Annotated in this window: 15 protein-coding genes and 1 pseudogene; 8 read left to right on the top strand and 8 right to left on the bottom strand. The window is 71.7% G+C overall.

Translation table 11 applies throughout. From position 1 onward, the window contains the following. Nucleotides 1–356: 356 nt before the first annotated feature. Nucleotides 357–1547, top strand: a pseudogene (locus tag NAMU_RS30960) (alpha/beta fold hydrolase); the annotation flags it as partial. A 44-nt stretch (nt 1548–1591) separates the two neighbouring features. Here the strand turns inward: NAMU_RS30960 and NAMU_RS30955 are convergent. After that, complete coding sequence (locus NAMU_RS30955; protein WP_015747645.1) at nt 1592–2743, bottom strand: epoxide hydrolase family protein; 1152 nt, start codon at nt 2741–2743, stop codon at nt 1592–1594. A gap of 81 nt (nt 2744–2824) precedes the next feature. Between NAMU_RS30955 and NAMU_RS11840 the strand changes: the two genes are divergently transcribed. Next, complete coding sequence (locus NAMU_RS11840) at nt 2825–3292, top strand: SRPBCC family protein (RefSeq protein WP_015747644.1); 468 nt, start codon at nt 2825–2827, stop codon at nt 3290–3292. Here NAMU_RS11840 and NAMU_RS11835 read toward each other — a convergent pair. The 5 genes from NAMU_RS11835 to NAMU_RS11815 all read right to left on the bottom strand — a co-directional run bounded on the left by NAMU_RS11835 (nt 3280) and on the right by NAMU_RS11815 (nt 8849). Next, nucleotides 3280–4689, bottom strand: coding sequence for an ADP-ribosylglycohydrolase family protein (locus NAMU_RS11835; RefSeq protein ID WP_015747643.1), 1410 nt, complete (start codon nt 4687–4689; stop codon nt 3280–3282). The genes NAMU_RS11840 and NAMU_RS11835 overlap by 13 nt on opposite strands. A gap of 29 nt (nt 4690–4718) precedes the next feature. Next, complete coding sequence (locus NAMU_RS11830) at nt 4719–4964, bottom strand: hypothetical protein (RefSeq protein ID WP_015747642.1); 246 nt, start codon at nt 4962–4964, stop codon at nt 4719–4721. Next, complete coding sequence (locus NAMU_RS11825; RefSeq protein WP_015747641.1) at nt 4961–5644, bottom strand: hypothetical protein; 684 nt, start codon at nt 5642–5644, stop codon at nt 4961–4963. Before NAMU_RS11825 ends, NAMU_RS11830 begins: the two co-directional genes overlap by 4 nt. A 115-nt stretch (nt 5645–5759) precedes the next feature. Next, nucleotides 5760–8453, bottom strand: coding sequence for a LuxR C-terminal-related transcriptional regulator (locus NAMU_RS11820; protein WP_015747640.1), 2694 nt, complete (start codon nt 8451–8453; stop codon nt 5760–5762). A gap of 63 nt (nt 8454–8516) precedes the next feature. Beyond that, a complete protein-coding gene (locus NAMU_RS11815) occupies nt 8517–8849 on the bottom strand; it encodes a TfoX/Sxy family protein (RefSeq protein ID WP_015747639.1) in 333 nt (110 codons plus the stop codon). A 142-nt stretch (nt 8850–8991) separates the two neighbouring features. On the opposite strand from NAMU_RS11815, the gene NAMU_RS11810 reads away from it, so the two are divergent. Genes NAMU_RS11810 through NAMU_RS11795 form a run of 4 tightly spaced genes read left to right on the top strand, consistent with a single transcriptional unit; the run spans nt 8992 to nt 12678 of the window. Continuing rightward, complete coding sequence (locus tag NAMU_RS11810) at nt 8992–10692, top strand: M6 family metalloprotease domain-containing protein (protein WP_015747638.1); 1701 nt, start codon at nt 8992–8994, stop codon at nt 10690–10692. Next, a complete protein-coding gene (locus NAMU_RS11805; protein ID WP_015747637.1) occupies nt 10689–10889 on the top strand; it encodes a hypothetical protein in 201 nt (66 codons plus the stop codon). Before NAMU_RS11810 ends, NAMU_RS11805 begins: the two co-directional genes overlap by 4 nt. Continuing rightward, a complete protein-coding gene (locus NAMU_RS27340) occupies nt 10886–11752 on the top strand; it encodes a hypothetical protein (RefSeq protein ID WP_015747636.1) in 867 nt (288 codons plus the stop codon). The genes NAMU_RS11805 and NAMU_RS27340 overlap by 4 nt, the downstream gene beginning before the upstream one ends. After that, nucleotides 11749–12678 carry an ATP-grasp domain-containing protein gene (locus NAMU_RS11795; protein ID WP_015747635.1) on the top strand — a complete coding sequence of 310 codons (930 nt, stop codon included), beginning with the start codon at nt 11749–11751 and terminating at the stop codon, nt 12676–12678. The genes NAMU_RS27340 and NAMU_RS11795 overlap by 4 nt, the downstream gene beginning before the upstream one ends. On the opposite strand, the gene NAMU_RS11790 is transcribed toward NAMU_RS11795, so the two are convergent. After that, on the bottom strand, nt 12662–12964 hold the full coding sequence (locus NAMU_RS11790) for a hypothetical protein (RefSeq protein ID WP_138180112.1): 303 nt from the start codon (nt 12962–12964) through the stop codon (nt 12662–12664). The two genes, NAMU_RS11795 and NAMU_RS11790, sit on opposite strands and share 17 nt — an antisense overlap. Nucleotides 12965–13000: 36 nt before the next feature. After that, complete coding sequence (locus tag NAMU_RS11785) at nt 13001–14071, bottom strand: alpha/beta fold hydrolase (RefSeq protein ID WP_041368785.1); 1071 nt, start codon at nt 14069–14071, stop codon at nt 13001–13003. A gap of 105 nt (nt 14072–14176) precedes the next feature. Here NAMU_RS11785 and NAMU_RS11780 point away from each other — a divergent pair, with 105 nt between their 5' ends. Further along, complete coding sequence (locus NAMU_RS11780; RefSeq protein WP_015747632.1) at nt 14177–14896, top strand: class I SAM-dependent methyltransferase; 720 nt, start codon at nt 14177–14179, stop codon at nt 14894–14896. Then, nucleotides 14877–16331, top strand: a complete 1455-nt coding sequence (locus NAMU_RS11775) for an MFS transporter (protein ID WP_041368783.1) — start codon at nt 14877–14879, stop codon at nt 16329–16331. The genes NAMU_RS11780 and NAMU_RS11775 overlap by 20 nt, the downstream gene beginning before the upstream one ends. The last annotated feature ends 11 nt before the right edge of the window (nt 16332–16342 follow it).

Here is a 16342-nt window from a genome sequence, read left to right as displayed (position 1 = left end):
TCGTTCCCGACGCTCGCGAACGACCGGAAGTGGCCCCTCGATCGGGCTTGGTGGAAGACGCTCCCCGGACTCCGGAGCCGTCCGCGGGTGGGACCGACGCCCCGGTGGGCCTGGGCCAGTTCTACGGGCAGCAACTGGCTTGGTCGGGTTGCCAGGACTTCGTCGTCGCCGAGTACCAGGAGGGGCCGTTTGCCTCGTCGCGGGTGCAGTGCGCGCGGTTGACGGTTCCGCTCGACTACCAGAACACCGGCCCGGGAGCCCCCACGGTGACGCTCGGCGTCCTGCGCGCACCGGCGGCCCGACCCGACCAACGGATCGGCACCGCGGTGGTCCTGCCGACCGAGGACGGCCTGGGGATGGACCTGGCGACCTACGTCAGCGGCAACGGCGACGAGTTCAGCAACCGCTTCGACGTGGTCAGCTTCGACCGGCGGGGCGTCGGTGCGTCCGCGCCGGCGATCGAGTGCCTGTCCGCGGCCGATGTCGACCGCGCCCGAGCGAGCACCACCCGGACCCGCAACGACACCGAGGTGGCCGCCGCCGACGCCGAAACCGCGGAGTTCGCCGCCGCCTGCCTGCGCAATTCGGCCGCCGGGTCCGGTCTGGATCCCGCCGAGTTTCTGGCCCATGCCGGCAGCCGGGAGGCGGTTCAGGACGTCGAGGTGCTGCGGGCGGTGTTGGGCGCGCCGACGTTGTCCGTCCTGGGCTACGGATATGGGGCGCGCACTGCCCTGGCGTACGCGACCGGCCATCCGGACCGGGTCCGGGCGATGGTGCTGGACAGCCCCCGGGTCACCTCCATCTCCGCGGCGGAGACGCTGGCCTGGGCCCAGGCCTCGCAGGCCGCGTTCGACGAGTTCACCCAGTGGTGCGCCGCCGGTGAAACCTGCCCGCTGGGCAACGATCCCGGTGCCGCCGAGGCGGCCTACCGTGCGCTCATCACACCGCTGCTCGACCACCCGATGCCGGTGCTGGGCAACACGACCGCGACCCTGACGTTCGACGAGGCAATTCAGGGCACCGTGGCCGGACTCGCGACCACCGAGAACCGCACCCAGCTGGCGGTCGCGTTGAAATTGCTCGCCAACGGCAATCCCGGTGCCTTGCATGACATGGCCGACCGGAGTTGGGGTTTGCTGGCCGGGGAATACCCGTTCCTGGCTGCGCAGAGCATCGCGTGCATCGACGGGACGGCCGAGCCGACCGGCGAGGCCGCCGATCAGCTGGCGGTTGCGGTGGCGGCCGCCGCGCCGTTCATGGCCAGCACCGATCCGGCCCGGGGCCTGGATTCGGTCTGTACGACCTGGCCATCCCCGGCCGGATTCACCAATGAGCCGTTCGCTGCCATGCCCACCCCGACGCTGGTGGTCGGATTCGCCGGGGACCTCTACTATCCGTTCTCCCGGACCGCTCAGCTGGCCAAGGATCTGAGCGCTCCGCTGCTCACCGTGCGGCGCACCGGTTCCGGCGCCTTTCTGCTCAACGGCGGCAGCTGCGTGGACATCGCCGGCGCCGCCTTCCTGGTCGATCCGGCCACCCCTGCGGAGTCGGTCGACTGTCCCTCTAGGACCGGGCGCCCGTCGGAGCGCCCTCACCGGAAGGGCCGGAAGAACTCACGCAGCTCCTGCGCGTACAGCTCGGGCTCCTCGAACGGGGCGAAATGGCCACCGCGGACCGGTTCGGTCACCCGAACCACGGTGGCCGTGCGTTCCAGCCACTCCCGCGGAGGCCGCAGCAGATCCGCCGGGAACAGCGAGAATCCGGATGGCACGAGCACTTTGCGGGCGAGCTGGGCGACCGGGATCGCCGCGTTCGCGTGATACATCCGCATGGAGGAACCGATCGTCCCGGTGAACCAGTAGATGGACAGGTTGGTCAGGATCTCGTCCTTGGTGTAGCTGCGCTCGAGGTCGCCGTCGCAGTCGCTCCACGACCGCAGCTTCTCCACGATCCAGGCGGCCAGGCCGGCGGGTGAGTCGGTCAGTCCGACGGCCGCGGTTTGGGGTTTGCTGCGGTGCATCGCGCCAAAGGCACCTTCGGCGGCGTTCCAGCCGGCGGCGCCGTCGAACCAGGCCCGCTCGGCCGGGGTCAGCTCGGCCCGCTCGCCGGAGAACACCGGCACCCCGGCATCGGTGCGGTGGACGGCCACCACCCGGTCGGGGTGGTCCAGGGCCAGGTAGCGACTCACGTGACTGCCGATGTCGCCACCCGCAGCCCCGAACCGGTGGTAGCCGAGCACGTCCATCAGCCGTGCCCACCGGGCGGCGACGGCGATCGAGTCGATCGGCGCCCCTGGCGGCGGGTCGGAGTAGCCGAAGCCGGGCATGTCCGGCACCACGACGTCGAACGCGTCCGCCGGGTCGGCCCCGTGCGCGGCCGGATCGACCAGCAGCGGAATCACCTTGATGTACCGCCAGAACGAGTCCGGCCAGCCGTGGCTCAGGATGATCGGCAGCGCCCGCGTCGCCGCCCGCGCGTGGATGAGATGGATCCGCGAGCCGTCGAGCCGGACCCGGAACCGCGGCAGCCGGTTGAGCGCGGCCTCCTGGGCCGGCCAGTCGAACTCCTCCGCCCAGTAGTCGATCAACTCCCGCAGGTAGGTCACGTCCGCCCCCAGCGACCAGCCGGCCTGTTCGGGCGCATCGGGCCAGCGGGTCGCGCGCAATCGAGCCCGCAGATCATCGAGCTGGGCGGCGCTCGTCTGCGTGGCGAACGGTTCGACGCGGCGCTGGGCGTCCGGCACAGGCGTACCCTACGACGATCGTCCGCCGGTGGGCTCGACGATCGTCACCGAATTTCCGACCATCCCGCAGGAGCCGCGACGGTGTCCGACTTCGAACTCTCCCGCAGCACCGCCATCGATGCCCCGGCGCCGGTCGTGCACGCGTTGATCAACGACTTCCACGAATGGGTCGCCTGGTCGCCGTGGGAGGGCACCGACCCGGCCCTGCAGCGCACCTACACCGGCCCGAGCCAGGGCGTCGGGGCCACCTACGCGTGGTCCGGCAACCGCAAGGCGGGCCGCGGCAGCATGCGGATCACCGACTCGACCGACCGGGAGATCGGGATCCGGCTGGAGTTTCTCAAGCCGTTCAAGGCCACCAACGACGTCACCTTCGTGCTCGTGCCGGAGGGCGAGACCACGGCGGTGACGTGGCGGATGACCGGGCAGCGTTCGGCGGTGATGGCGGCGATGAACAAGGTGCTCCACTTCGACAAGATGATCGGCGGCGACTTCGACAAGGGCCTGCGGCAGCTCAAGGCCCGGGCCGAGGCCGATCAGTCGGCGTAGCGCCGATCCTGACCCGATGCCACCGACCAGAGCTGCGGGTTCGGATCGGCCCAGGGCATGGCCGCCAGCACGTCGCGCGGATCGCCGCCGAGGTGCCGGGAGTAGCGGGCGGCCACGCTCGGCGTCCGGCTGCGGCCCTCGACGCTGTGCACCAGCACCGTCCGGCCCCGGGCGCGCAGCTCACGAATGGTGCGCGCCGCGTCGTTGAGCACGAACGACAGGTTCGGGTTCGCCGCCCACCCGTCGTCGACCAGCCAGAACTCGATGTGGTCGGCGACCAGCGGTTCGGCCCCCATCCGGCACAGGCTGACCACCGCGTCGAAATCACCGCCGAAGGCGGCGTCGTAGCCACCGAGCCAGACCCCGTCGTCGTGCGGGTGCCGGACCGGTTCACGGCCGGTGTCGCATCCTTCGTAGCGCAGCCGCGGCGCGGACGGCCAGCCCAGCTGGTCGTCGCGCCCACCGCGGGCGGTGAGCAGGCCGAGTCGAACCAGATCGCGAGCGCTCATCCCGGGCCAGCCGTGCAGCAGGCGGCGCCAGGCCGCCGGCACCGCGGACGCACCCCAGCGGGCCCCGAGCAGGGCACCGGCGATCGCCGCCGTCGTGTCGGTGTCCCCGCCGGCCCGCACGGCCAGTTCCAGGGCGGCAGCCAGATGTCGGGCGTTGCCCTGCTCCCCGGCGTTGGTGATGGCCCACCAGGCCGTCTGCAGCGCATGCACCACCCATCCATTCTTCGAAAACGACTGCGGGTCGGCGCTTTGTGCCTCGTCCAACCGCCGCGTCCAGAAGTCCGCCACCGGTCCCCCGACCAGGTCCAGGTAACCGCGGACACCGCTGAACGTGCCGGTTCGCACGGCCTGGCCGATCGCGTGCGACCACAACTGGCAGGCCTGCACGGCGCGCTCGTCGTCGTGAGTGAGCGCCCCGACCATCTGCGCCGCGCGAGCACACCCCGGCCCGTCGTCCAGATAGGCCAGCCCGACCGCGGCGGTGCGCATCAGGGACCCGTTGCCGCCCTTGCGACCGGTGACCTGCTGGGCCGTCCGGGTCATCGCGGCGGCGTTGCCGTCCCGCACTCCCAGAACCTGACGGGTCTGATTGCCGATGTCCTTGGGGTGGGAGTCGAACCATTCCCCGAACCCGGCGGCGACCGCGTCCAACCCGGCGGTGCTGGTCAGGTCGGCGCCGGTCGCGGTCACCCGGGCCACGGCCAGGGTCATCGCGGTGTCATCGGTCCATTCGCCCGGCGCCCAGTCGAACGGGCCGCCGCCGATCATCCCGATGGGCAGGTCCGGACCGGGGTAGGAGAACTCGTAGCCGGCGCCGAGGGCGTCGCCGGCCGCGGTGCCCAGCAGGACCCCCGCGGCCCGGTCCGCCCAGCCTGGTTGTCGCGTCATCGTCGCCTCCCGTGGTCGTCCGCACCAGCTTAGCGCATTTCTGCGCCTAGAGGCTGCCGGTCCCCCTCGCCGATCGGCTGCACCGACAGCAACGCCACACCCAGGTCGCGCAGCTTCATCAACAGCCCGAACAGCGCGGCCTGATCGGCGACGATGCGGATGCTCGTGGTGCCATCGGCTTCGTGAGTCAGGCTCAGGTCCCCGAACCAGCAGGACCAGTGCGGGTCCAGATGCGCCTGAACCCGCACCAGATAGCCGGCGGCGGATCCGGTCACCGGGCGCCGGCCGGATCCAGTGCCTCGGTGCTCGAGCCGGTTCCGGCAGCGCGGCCGCGCTCGGCGCGCCAGAGCGAGTAGCCCAGCCCGATGAGCGCCACGGCGGTGGGGATGGCAAACAAGCGCTGGTTCAGCTGGGGCAGCAGCGGGATCGCGGCGGTGGCCAGCGCGCCGACGGCGAGCAACGCGGCGGCCCACCGGGCCAGCACGTCGGCGCGGAACAGGGCGATGCCGAAGATCAGTCCGCCGCCGAGGTAGGTGGCCGCCGCGGCCAGGTTCAGCGGCAGCATCAGGCCGATGTCACCGACCGCGTGACCGCCGGTGGCGACGGCGAGAATGTCGTTGACATAGGCGGGTTCGCTCCGCGCGATGGCCGGCAGCACCACCAACCCGATCATCTCGACGCTGAGCATGATCAGGTAACCGGCACCGAACAGCAGGTACCCCAGCAGGCCGAGCAATCCGGCCGGGCGGACCTGGCGCAGGTACATGCCGGTGATGCCGAGCAGCGACAACACGGCCATGGCCACCTTGACGCTCTGCCGGACGGTCCATTCGGTGGTGGTGACCAGCTCGGCGTTCAGGTCGGGATGGCCGATCTGGACGCCGATGAACAGCAGGCCGGCCGCGACGGCGCACAGGCCGGACGCGCGGGTCAGGGTGGTGGTGGTGATGGTCATGACGGACTCCCGAAGGGCAGGTCCCGCGACCGGGCGTCGCGAGCTGACCTGAACCTAGGAAGCGAGGGGGTGAGTGGGCATCGCCCGACGATGTGATCGACGGGGTGAGAGTGCGCTACAGCAGACCCAGATCCCGGGCCCGCCGCACCGCCGCCCGCCGGCTGGTGACGTCCAGCTTGGTAAAGATGTGCTTCGTGTGGGTGCGCAGGGTGTTGTGCGACACGAACAAGGTGCGGGCGATCTCGGGCCCGGTCAGCTCACTGTCCAGCAGGCGCAGCACCTCTCGCTCCCGCGGGCTGAGCTCGACGGCCAGCGGGCCCGCGGTCCCGGGCGCCGGCGGCCGGCCGGGATCGGCGCCCAGCTCGAGCAGCCGGCGGGCGGGGCCGGCCAGCTCGGTCTGGGTGGCGGCGTCCCGCAGCAGGTCGAACACGGGCTCGCCCTCGTCCAGGAACAGCCGCGCGTACTCGTCCGGTTCGGGGGCGGCCGCCCAGGCCCGGGCCAAGGCGCGCGCGGCCCCCGGCCGGTCACCCCGCGCCTGCCGGACCAGCGCCTGCAGCAAGTGGATCTCCAGCAGATCCCCGTCCCGCCCGGCCGCCTGCGCGGCCTGCGCCATCCGCTCCAGCCGTTCCGCGGTCCCGTCCAGGGCCCCGGCCGCACCGGCCCGAGCCTGAGCCAGGCGCAACCGCACGACGGTCAGGTGCTGGTAGGCATGCAGGTAGGCGTCCTCATCCGCGTCGGCCACCGCGGGCTGCTGGGCCCACTGCATCACCGGACCCAGGTCACCGGCTCGGATCCGGACCCGGGCCTGGATGGCCGGGATCGGCCGCACCGCCGGAAAGTAGCCCGGCTGGTAGAGCCGCTGCGCCTCCGTGAGCAACTGCAGAGCCTCGGCGGGCGCACCGGTGGCGTCGGCCACCCGGGCCCGGGCGACGAACCAGCGGTATCGACTCTCGGTGGTCGGCCGGCCCCGGGACAGCTCGTCGGCGAGCTCCAACTGTTGCTGGGCGCTCGTCACGTCTCCTGCCGTGCAGTCGATCTCGCTCAGCCCGACCAGCATCTCGGCCTCCGCCCGGGCGGCCGCCGGGCGGTGGGCCGCCGCGTCCCGCAGGGCGTCGCGATACAGCTCCCGGGCCCGGCCGGGCCGGCCGGCGGCCGACCACAGATCGGCCAGGATCACCGTGCCACTGAGTTCATCGACCACGGCTCCGGCCGCGTGCAGGCTGGTCACGGCCTGCTCGAACGTCGACAGCGCGCTGCGCACATCGCCCCGGGCCCAGGCGGCTAGGCCGAGGAAGCCGGCCGCCGCCCCCCGGGCGAGATGATCGTCGGGTCCGGCCAGGGCCAGGGCCCGGCGGGCGTGCGCGGCGGTGGCCGGCTCGTCACCGCGGGCCTGCGCGACCGATGCCCGGAACACGGCGATGGTGGCCGGCAGGGTCCGCAGCTCGGCGCTGCCGCCGTGGCCGGCTGTGCCGGTGGTCAGCGCACGCTCGGCGTCGTCGAGCCGGGCCTGCACCGCGGCCAGGTCACCGGAGGCCAGCAACAGGTGCCCGACGAGGACGCTGAGCACCGGCCGGGCGCGCACGGTCTCGTCGGGCAGCGCGGTCAGCCAGTCGCGGAGCTGACGGTCCTGCCGGTTCCGGCGCAGCGCGGGCAGGGCGCGTTCGATCAGGTCCGCCGCGCGATCCACCTCACCGACGGCCAGCGCGTGCCGGATGGCATCCTCCGGCCGGTCCTGCTGATCGAACCAGTTGCTGGCCTGCCGATGCAGCCGGGTCACCTGGTCGGGTCGTTCGCTGAGCAGACGAGCGCGCAGCACGTCGGCGAACAGGTGGTGGTAGCGGAACCATTCCCGTCGATCGTCCAGCGGAACGAGAAACAGGTTGGCCCGCTCCAGCGCGACCAGCGTCCGCTCCCCGTCGCGGCGGCCGGTCAGCGCATCGCACAACGGCCCCGTGAGCTCGTCGAGGACCGCGGTCTGCAGAAGGAAGTCACGAACATCGGGCGGTTGATGAGCGAGCACCTCCTCGACCAGGTAGTCGACGACGAACCGGTCGGTGCCGGTGAAGCGGTCGATGAACGCGGCCACGTCACCGCGCCCCTGGAGCGACAACGCGGCCAGCTGCAGAGCGGCGATCCACCCCTCCGTCCGCTGCTCGAGCGCGGCCACGGCCGAACCGGCCAGGTCGAGACCGGCCACCTGGGTGAGGTAGTCGGTCGCTTCCTCGACCGTGAAACGCAGGTCCGCGGCCCGTATCTCGACCAGCTCGCGGCGGACCCGCCAGCGAGCCAAGGCCAGATCGGGGTCGGCGCGGGTGCTGATCACCAGATGCACGTGGGCGGGCAGGTTGTCCAGCAACCTGGTCATCCCGGTGCCGATGTCGGAACCGTCAACCAGGTGATAGTCGTCCAGCACCAACCAGATCTCACCCTCGGCGGCGGCCAACTGGTTGAGCAGGGTGGTGACCACCAGCTCGATCGGCAGCGGGTCGACGGCGGTGAGCTCCAGCGTCTGCGAGCCGACCTCGGGCACCGCCGAGCGCAGCGCGGTGGCCAGGTAGGTCCAGAACACCGCCGGATCTCGATCCCCGGCGTCCAGGGACAGCCACGCCACCCGCCGCTGGCCGGCCGCCCCGTTCTCGGCCAGCCAGGCCGACAGCAGGGTCGTCTTCCCGAACCCGGCCGGGGCGGACACCAGGGTCAGCCGCGACCGACTGCCGCGGCGCACCCGCTCGATCAACCGGGGCCGGTCCACCAGCGCCGGCCGTCGCGACGGGACGACCATCTTGGTCGCGATCGTCGGACGGGTCATGCGGTTCCATCTCCACCGGGCCACCATCGGGACGCCGGGCCCGTCGACCACGCTAGTGCAGGCCTATTTCGGCGGCAGCGTCCGGACGTAGTCCACCCCGAGGCCGACCCAATACGTCAACCGGTCCTCGGTGTCCACGGCCGGCGGATCGACCCGCAGCCAGCCATCCATCTCCCGGCCCCGCATCACGAACCGGCCGACATCCGGGGGTGAGAGCAGTTCGTCGGTCCGGGCGGGATCGACCCGCAGCAGCAGACCGCGATGACTGCTGGCCGCCACGGCCATGTGCCCGTCGATCAGGAACGCGAGGCCGCCGAACATCCGCTTCTCGGTCAGGCCGCGTTCGGGCGCCAGGATGTCGCGAATCCGGTCCGCCAGATCCTCGTCGTATGCCATGGCTGGAGTCTGCCGCAGGCATCCGACACTCGCGCCCCCCGAGGAAGTGGATATGCGCCTTTTTGTCCGTAATACCCGTTGACGCCCTCTATGTACGAGTCCACAGTCATACCTGCCGTCACTGTCTTAGAGGGGAGATCCCATGGCTGATCCGCAGATCCATGCCCGAGCCATTCACCGCGAGGCGTGTTTCGTCGCGCCGAGCCCGGAACTGGCCGAGCGTTGGAAGGCCGACCTCGCCGGACTGCGCGGGGGCGGTGTCGGCTCCGACATCGCCTCGGTCCTGGCGATCGCCCGCCAACCCAGACCGCTGGGCTTCGACGACGGCGTCATCCTGCCGCCCGAGGAATACCCGGTGGACACACCGCTGACCGCCATCCGCAATGCCGCCGCCGACCGCGCTCCGTTGCGTGGCACCGTCCGGGTCATCGTGGTGCTGGTGGACTTCAGCGACAAGAAGATGACCGCGACAACCGACCACTTCCGGGACCTGTTCTTCTCCACCGGCGTCCTGCCGCACGGCAGCGTGCGCGAGTACTACCGCGAGGTCACCAACAATCTCGTCGACCTGGACGGCGAGGTGGTGGGGCCGTTCCGGATGCCGCAGACGTTGGCCTGGTACGCCAACGGGAACTTCGGCATCGGCCGGCCGACGGGCACGACCCGGGCCCGCGACATGGCCATGGACGCGTTCCTGGCGGCCAACCCCAGTGTGAACTTCGGTCCCTACGACAACGACGGCAACGGCTACGTCGACGCGTTCATCGTCATCCATGCCGGGACCGGCGGCGAGGCGTCCGGCAACAGTGGCGACATCTGGTCGCACAAATGGACTCTCACCTCGCAGCAGAACGCGGACGGGACCAAGGTCTACGGCTACCTGACCATCCCGGAGGACGCCAAGATCGGCGTCAGCGCGCACGAGCTGGGCCATCTGCTCTTCGGCTTCCCCGACCTGTACGACACCGACAACACCTCGGAGGGCATCGGGAACTGGTGCCTGATGGCCGCCGGCTCGTGGGGCGGTGGGGGCGACGTCCCGGTCCACCCATCGGCCTGGTGCAAGGCCAATCAGGGCTGGGCCGCGGTCACCAACGTGACGGCCAACGGGCCGGCCACGATCCCCGACGTCAAGGCCAGCCACACGGTGCATCGCCTGTGGGAGGACGGTGCGGCCGGGCAGGAGTATTTCCTGGTCGAGAATCGGCAACAGACCGGTTACGACGTCAGCCTGCCGGCCGGCGGATTGCTCATCTGGCACATCGACGACGCGCAAACCTCCAACACCGACGAGAACCACTACAAGGTGGCGCTCATGCAGGCCGACGGGCGACGCGACCTGGAGCTCAACCACAATCGGGGCGATGCCGGTGACCCGTACCCCGGATCCGCGGCCAACACCAGCTTCTCGTCGTCGTCCACCCCGAACTCACACTCCTACGCCGGCGCGGACACCTGTGTGTCGGTCACCGGGATCTCGGCGGCCGGAGCCAGCATGACCGCCCAGCTCACCGTCAGCTGCGGCAAGTCGGTGGTCAAGGACGCCAAGGACCACAAGGACGGCGTGAAGGAAGCCAAGGAGCCGGTCAAGGAACGGAAGGACATCAAGGACCACAAGGACGGCATCAAGGATCGAAAGGACGGCAAGGACGGCAAGGAACCCGTCAAGGAACGCAAGGACATCAAGGACCACAAGGACGGCGTCAAGGACGTCAAGGAGCCGTTCAAGGAACGCAAGGACATCAAGGATCACACCGAGGGCAAGGGCCCGCTGGCCGATCGGCCGCCGCTGCCCCCGGGCCGGGCCCCCTCGCGGCGTACGCCGACCAGGGCGGCGACATGATGTCGCTGCTGGCCGAGCTCACCGAGCGGGTGGCGCTGCTCGAGCAGCTGACCCAGGGGTCGCCCGGTGGCGCGGAGCCGTTCATCGGCAGCGAGCTGCGGCCCGACCTGATCGGGGGTCCGACCTACGGTTCGGATCGGTCCAGCGGGCCCGGGGATCGTTCGGTCAAGCAGAACCTGGACAGTCCCCCGCGGTGACCGACCGGACGATCCTGATCCTCGGTCATCCCTATGACCCCGGGACACGGTCGGTCCGGGCCGAGCTCCGGCCCGGGCCGGCCCGGCCGGTCCTGGTGCTCACCCCCGAACTGGCGGCCGCGACCACCTGGGCGCACCGGGTCGGTACCGACGGGCAGGCCCGGACCGCGCTGCGGCTGCCGGGCGGGCGCCGGCTGACCGATCAGGACATTGGCTGCGTGCTCAACCGGTGGGACCATCTGCCGGCCGCGCGGCTCACCGGGGCAAGCGAGCGGGACCGCGAGTACGGCGCGCTGGAATGGCAGGCGCTGATGGCCAGCTGGCTCGCCGGACTGGCGGAACGGGTGGTCAACCGGCCGAACGCGCTGGCCATGGACGCCGGACCCCGCTCGCCCCGCGGCTGGCTCGCCCTGGCCGTCGCCGCGGGGCTACCGGTGGCCCGGTCGGTGCTGGCCACCACGGCCCGGCTGGTCCCCGCCGGGATCGGCGGACCGGCTCGCCCGCTTGGCCCGTTCGTGCCGGCCGGCGCGAGCTCGACCGGCCGGACTCCGGTCACCTTCGGCTGGGCCGCGGACCCGACGAATCCGGACTACGACGACCCCCTCTCCCCGGCCGGTGCGGTCGAGGTGTTGGTCGTCGGCGGCCGGTCGCTGGGCACCCCGACCGCGGGGATCGGCGACGCCTGCGTCGACGTCGCGAATCGGGCCGGCTGCTCGATCGTGGCGTTCCGATTCGGCGGCGGACCTGGAGAAGACGCTGTGCTGCAACGAGTCTGCACCCGGCCGACCCTGGTCGGGGCCGGCCACGCGTCGGCCGTCGCCGACCTGTGCCGGGAGATCGCGCAGTGGGGTGATCCGAGGTGATCCTGTTCTACGGGCGCCTGGACGACGCTCCGTTGCGCCGGGCGGTCGAGGCGGCGCGGGAGAGCGGCGTCGAGCACGTGCTGATCGAGCAACGGCTACTCGCCCGTCACGATCTGGTGCTGCACGCCGACGAGGGCGGGGGCGCAGGGTGTGTGGTGGTCGCCGGCACCACGGTCCCGCTCGGGGACGTCCGAGCGGCGTACCTGCGCCCGCTGGAAGTGGCGGTCGACGGCGACGTCGTCGACCAGCTGCGGGCCCGGACCTTTCACGCCGGCCTGATGGAATGGGCGGACGTGACCGGCGCGCTGGTGATCAACCGGCCGACGGCAATGGAGTCGAACTCGTCCAAGCCTTTCCAGGCGCAGTTGATCGCCCGGGCGGGCTTCGCCGTGCCGGAGACCCTGGTGACCAGCGAGCCGGTTCTGGCTGCGGAATTCCGCCGGCAGCACGGCCGGGTGATCTACAAGTCGGTCAGCGGGGTGCGGTCGATCGTGCGGGAACTCGACGATGCCGCCGCGGCCCGGTTGGACCGGGTCCGGTCGGTGCCAACGATGTTCCAGGCGTACGTGCCGGGGGTGGACGTGCGGGTGCACGTGGTCGGGTCACGGGTGTTCGCCACCGAGATCACCTCGGCCTCCACCGACTACCGCTACGCCGCCCGGGACGGGAACGAGGCGCTGCTGGCCGCCGTCGAGCTGCCGGAAGGAGTTGCCGCGCAGTGTGTTCAGCTCTCGACACAGCTGCACCTGCCGTTGTGCGGGATCGATCTACGGCGCCGGCCGGACGGCCGGTGGGTCTGCTTCGAGGTCAATCCGATGCCGGCCTACAGCTACTACGAGGCCAACACCGGCCAACCCATCGCCCAGGCCATCGTCGAGCTGTGCGCCGAGCCCCGGCCCGCCCCGCCGCTCACGGCCGGTCGGTGACGCGCACCGACCGTGGGTCCCGGTCGGCCATCGCGCCGTCGGGGGTTCGCCGGACCGTGCAGTCGATTCCGGCCCCCGGCTGCACGGCCTCGTCGAGCACGGCCCGGTCGACGGTCACCGCGATCCGGTGACCCACGGTGGAGGCGAGCAGGTCCGGTCGTTCATCGGCCGGTTCGGTGGATACGACGTCGACGTCGAGGACGTCGAACCCGGCCAGCGTCGGATGAGCGGCCCGGGCGATGACGCGGCCCCGAAGGTTCGACCGGTTGTCCGCGGACTGCACCATGACCCCGATCATCCCCCACCGCCCCGGCGACGTCGATCACGATCCGGCCGCCGGTGGGGCGCCCGACCGGCGGGCCAGGGTCGCCGCCGCTGCGGCCCGCGAGCGGACCCCGAGTTTGACCCGGGCGTTGGCGATGTGCCGGTGAACGGTGTGCGGGCTGACCACCAGCCGCTGCGCGATCTGCGGGTCGGTCAGCCCCTCGGCGACCAGCGCCAGGATCTCGCGTTCCCGCTCGGTGATCGCATCCGGCCCGGTGGCGTGGGGTCGGGGCGGGACGTGGTGGCCCAGGCCTCGCAGCATCGCGTCGGCCACCGCATCGGCGTCACCCCGCCAGGGAAAGTGATCGACCCCGTCCAGCGCCGTCAGGGACGCACCCGGGATCCGCCGGGCCAGATCGGCACCCAGCGCGAACGGCACCGCCCGGTCCTGCCGCCGGTGCAGCACACTGGTCGGCGCGCGGACCCGGGCCAGCTCGGCGGTCACGTCCACGGCATAGCTGGCGGCGAGCGATTCGGCGGCCTGCTCCCGGGTGGCCGACCGGCGCTGGAAGGCGGCGAACGCATCCTGCTCCGGTCCCGACGACCCCGGCACGAACAGGTCGGCCAACAGCCGGGACCCCAGCCCCCAATGGCTGCCGATCACCTCCAGCAGGGCCGCCCGGGCCGCCGGTGAGGCGAGCTCGGCCCCCCGTGCGAAGCCGCCGTACAGCACGAGCCGGCCGACCCGGTCCGGCTGGTCGGCCGCGTAGGCGATCGCGGCCGCCGCCCCGGACGAGGCCCCGACCAGATCGAACCGGCCCGGCGCCAGCGCGTCGATCACGCCGGCCAACACGGCGACCTCGTCGTCGACGGTGTGCGGTGGGGTCCCCGCCGACCCGGACAGCCCGGTGCCCGGGCGGTCGTACCGGATGATCGTGTGCCGCTGGGCCAGCCGGGACACGAACTGCCGGAAGAGCGGATCGTGCCAGTTCAGGCTCAGGTGGCTGCACCACCAGCCGCAGAACAGGACGGTTGGGCCGGTGCCGACGACGGCATACGCCAGGGTGCTGCCGGCCACCGTGGCGGTCCGGACGTCCTGCTCCTCGATCCCCAGCACGGCTGCCTCCATTCGAAGGGTACGACCATCGGCGGCGCCGGGGAGAGGGCCGCCGCCCCTCGAAGATGGCCCGAATCGGCCATGTGCCGACCGGGTCCGGCCGGCGACCATCGAACGATGACCACCACCGCGAACACCCGGAGCCGGCGCTGGTTCGCCGCCTGGTACCCGGCCTTCATGGGCCGCATCGAGCGCAACGGCCAGGCCACACTGCGGCACGACCAGCTCGCCACCGCCGCCGGCCGGGCGCTCGAGATCGGCGCCGGGAGCGGGCTTTCCGTCCCCCACTACCCGGCCGGACTCGACGAGCTGGTCCTGCTGGAGCCCAATCCCGCCTTCCGCACGCAGCTGCGCGACCGGGTCCGGGAGCTGCCGGTTACGGTGTCGATCCTGGACGGCGACGCGCGGCAGCTGCCCTTCCCGGATTCGACGTTCGACACCGTGGCCGCGTCGTTGGTGTTCTGCTCGGTCGACGATCCGGACCGGGCGCTGCGGGAGGTGCACCGGGTGCTGCGGCCCGGCGGCCGGTTCCTGTTCCACGAGCACGTCCGGGGTGGCCCGGTCCGCGGCGTGGTGCAAGACCTGCTGACTCCCCTGCATCGCCGGCTGGCCGACGGCTGCCACGCCAACCGGGACTTCGAGGCGCTCCTGGACGCCTCACCGCTGGCGGTGACCTCGATGGCCCACCGGCGGATGCCCACCTCGCTGCCGACCCTGGTGCCGCTGGTCGTCGGCACGGCCGAGCGTCGCCCGGTCACTGCGCCGGAACGGACGGCTCGGGTGGAAACGGGCGGGCGCCTGCGTGACAATCCAGTCCGTGGTGGCTCCCCACGCTGACGACTCCAGCCGACAACCGGGTTCCGAACCGACGACCGATCCGGCGCCCGCCGACGTGACGCCCGCCGACGTGACGCCCGCCGACGTGACGCTGCACGCCCCCACCGCGGACCCGGTCAGCGCCGAAGCGGTGACCGCGGGTGCGGCCGTCCTCGCCCACCCTCGGGGCGATCCGACCCCGTCGACGGGCGGCGACGCCGGCGCCGGCCCGGGGCCACGCACCCGGAACTATCGGGCGCTGCTCGGGCAGGCCTCGGCGGTCAGCCTGGCCAACCAGCTGACCGCCACCGCGGTGGTCCTGCCCTACATCTGCATCGCCGTCGGCGGCTCACCGCTGATCGCCGCCATGCTCTACCCGATCGGCACCTTCTGCGCGTTGCTGGGCACCCTGTCGGCGCCGGTGCTGACCGCCCGCCGGTCCAACCCGTTCATCCTCACCGTCGGAGCGATCATTGCCGCGGCGGTGACGGCCGGTAACGCCCTGGGCAGCGACCTGCTCGGCTCCCCCATCGCCGTGGTCTTCCTGGTCACCACCGCCGTCCTGGGTTTCCTCGGCGGCCTGGCCGCCGTGAGCGCGGTCGACCTGATGTCGACCTCGCTGCTGCAGGCCCAGGTCGGTCGGGTCTCGGTGCTGCAGACGGCGATCAGCGCCACGCTGGTGCTGGTGGTGACCGCGGCGGAACTGCTGTTCTTCAAACACACCAGCGCGCTCCAGTCGCACATCGCGCTGCTCTGGATGGGTGCGATCGCGTTCGCCATGGCCATCCCGTTCGTCCTGCTGGTGGTGCCGGCGCCGAACCCGAGCCGCGTCCGCGGACCGACGCTGCGCCAGGTGATTCCGCTGGGCGTCAGCCAGGTCCGGGAGCATCGCTGGTTGCGCACGTTCCTGCTGGTGCAGACCTGCTTCATCTCGCTCACCCTGGGCACCGCCTTCTTCAGCGCCCACGCGGCCGCCCTGCACGGGAACGTCGTCGGGCACCTGCACCTGATCGTCGCGTTCACCGCCACCGGCCTGATCGTCTACGGCTTCGTCTGGGCCCGGACCCGGTCCATTGCCACGGTGCGGGGCATGCACGTGCTGGCCGGCGGGTTGATCGTGGCCGCCGCCCTGTTCGCGATCGCCGCCGACACCTGGGACCTGCCCTACGAGGAATGGCTGTTCGGCGTCATTCTCGCGCTCGCCGCAGTCGCCTCCCAGGTCATCTCCACCGCCAAACGAGTGTGGCTGCTGCGGTACGTCGGCGGTGAAAACCGGTCCCTCACCATCGGTTTCGCCCAACTGGTGACCAGTCTGGCCTCGACCCTGACCGCGCTCGTGCTCGGCGTGGTCGCGCATCTGCAGGGCGTGGTCTGGCCGGTCTACCTGCTGCTCGCGCTGACCCTGGCCGCGTTGGGCACGGTGCGGCTCATTCCCGCCATCCGGTTGGACGCGTGACCGCGCGCTGA

The sequence above is a fragment of the Nakamurella multipartita DSM 44233 genome (assembly GCF_000024365.1).
GTDB lineage: Bacteria > Actinomycetota > Actinomycetes > Mycobacteriales > Nakamurellaceae > Nakamurella > Nakamurella multipartita.
The sequence above is the reverse complement of the archived record's forward strand: the minus strand, read 5'-3'. Positions and strand labels throughout refer to the sequence as shown.

Bases quoted from the DNA above. Each gene is read 5' to 3' on its own strand.
- NAMU_RS11810 (WP_015747638.1), top strand. From the start codon at position 8,992: ATGGCTGATCCGCAGATCCATGCCCGAGCCATTCACCGCGAGGCGTGT.
- NAMU_RS11820 (WP_015747640.1), bottom strand. From the start codon at position 8,453: ATGACCCGTCCGACGATCGCGACCAAGATGGTCGTCCCGTCGCGACGG.
- NAMU_RS11805 (WP_015747637.1), top strand. From the start codon at position 10,689: ATGATGTCGCTGCTGGCCGAGCTCACCGAGCGGGTGGCGCTGCTCGAG.
- NAMU_RS11790 (WP_138180112.1), bottom strand. From the start codon at position 12,964: ATGGTGCAGTCCGCGGACAACCGGTCGAACCTTCGGGGCCGCGTCATC.
- NAMU_RS11815 (WP_015747639.1), bottom strand. From the start codon at position 8,849: ATGGCATACGACGAGGATCTGGCGGACCGGATTCGCGACATCCTGGCG.
- NAMU_RS11835 (WP_015747643.1), bottom strand. From the start codon at position 4,689: ATGACGCGACAACCAGGCTGGGCGGACCGGGCCGCGGGGGTCCTGCTG.
- NAMU_RS11785 (WP_041368785.1), bottom strand. From the start codon at position 14,071: ATGGAGGCAGCCGTGCTGGGGATCGAGGAGCAGGACGTCCGGACCGCC.
- NAMU_RS11780 (WP_015747632.1), top strand. From the start codon at position 14,177: ATGACCACCACCGCGAACACCCGGAGCCGGCGCTGGTTCGCCGCCTGG.
- NAMU_RS11825 (WP_015747641.1), bottom strand. From the start codon at position 5,644: ATGACCATCACCACCACCACCCTGACCCGCGCGTCCGGCCTGTGCGCC.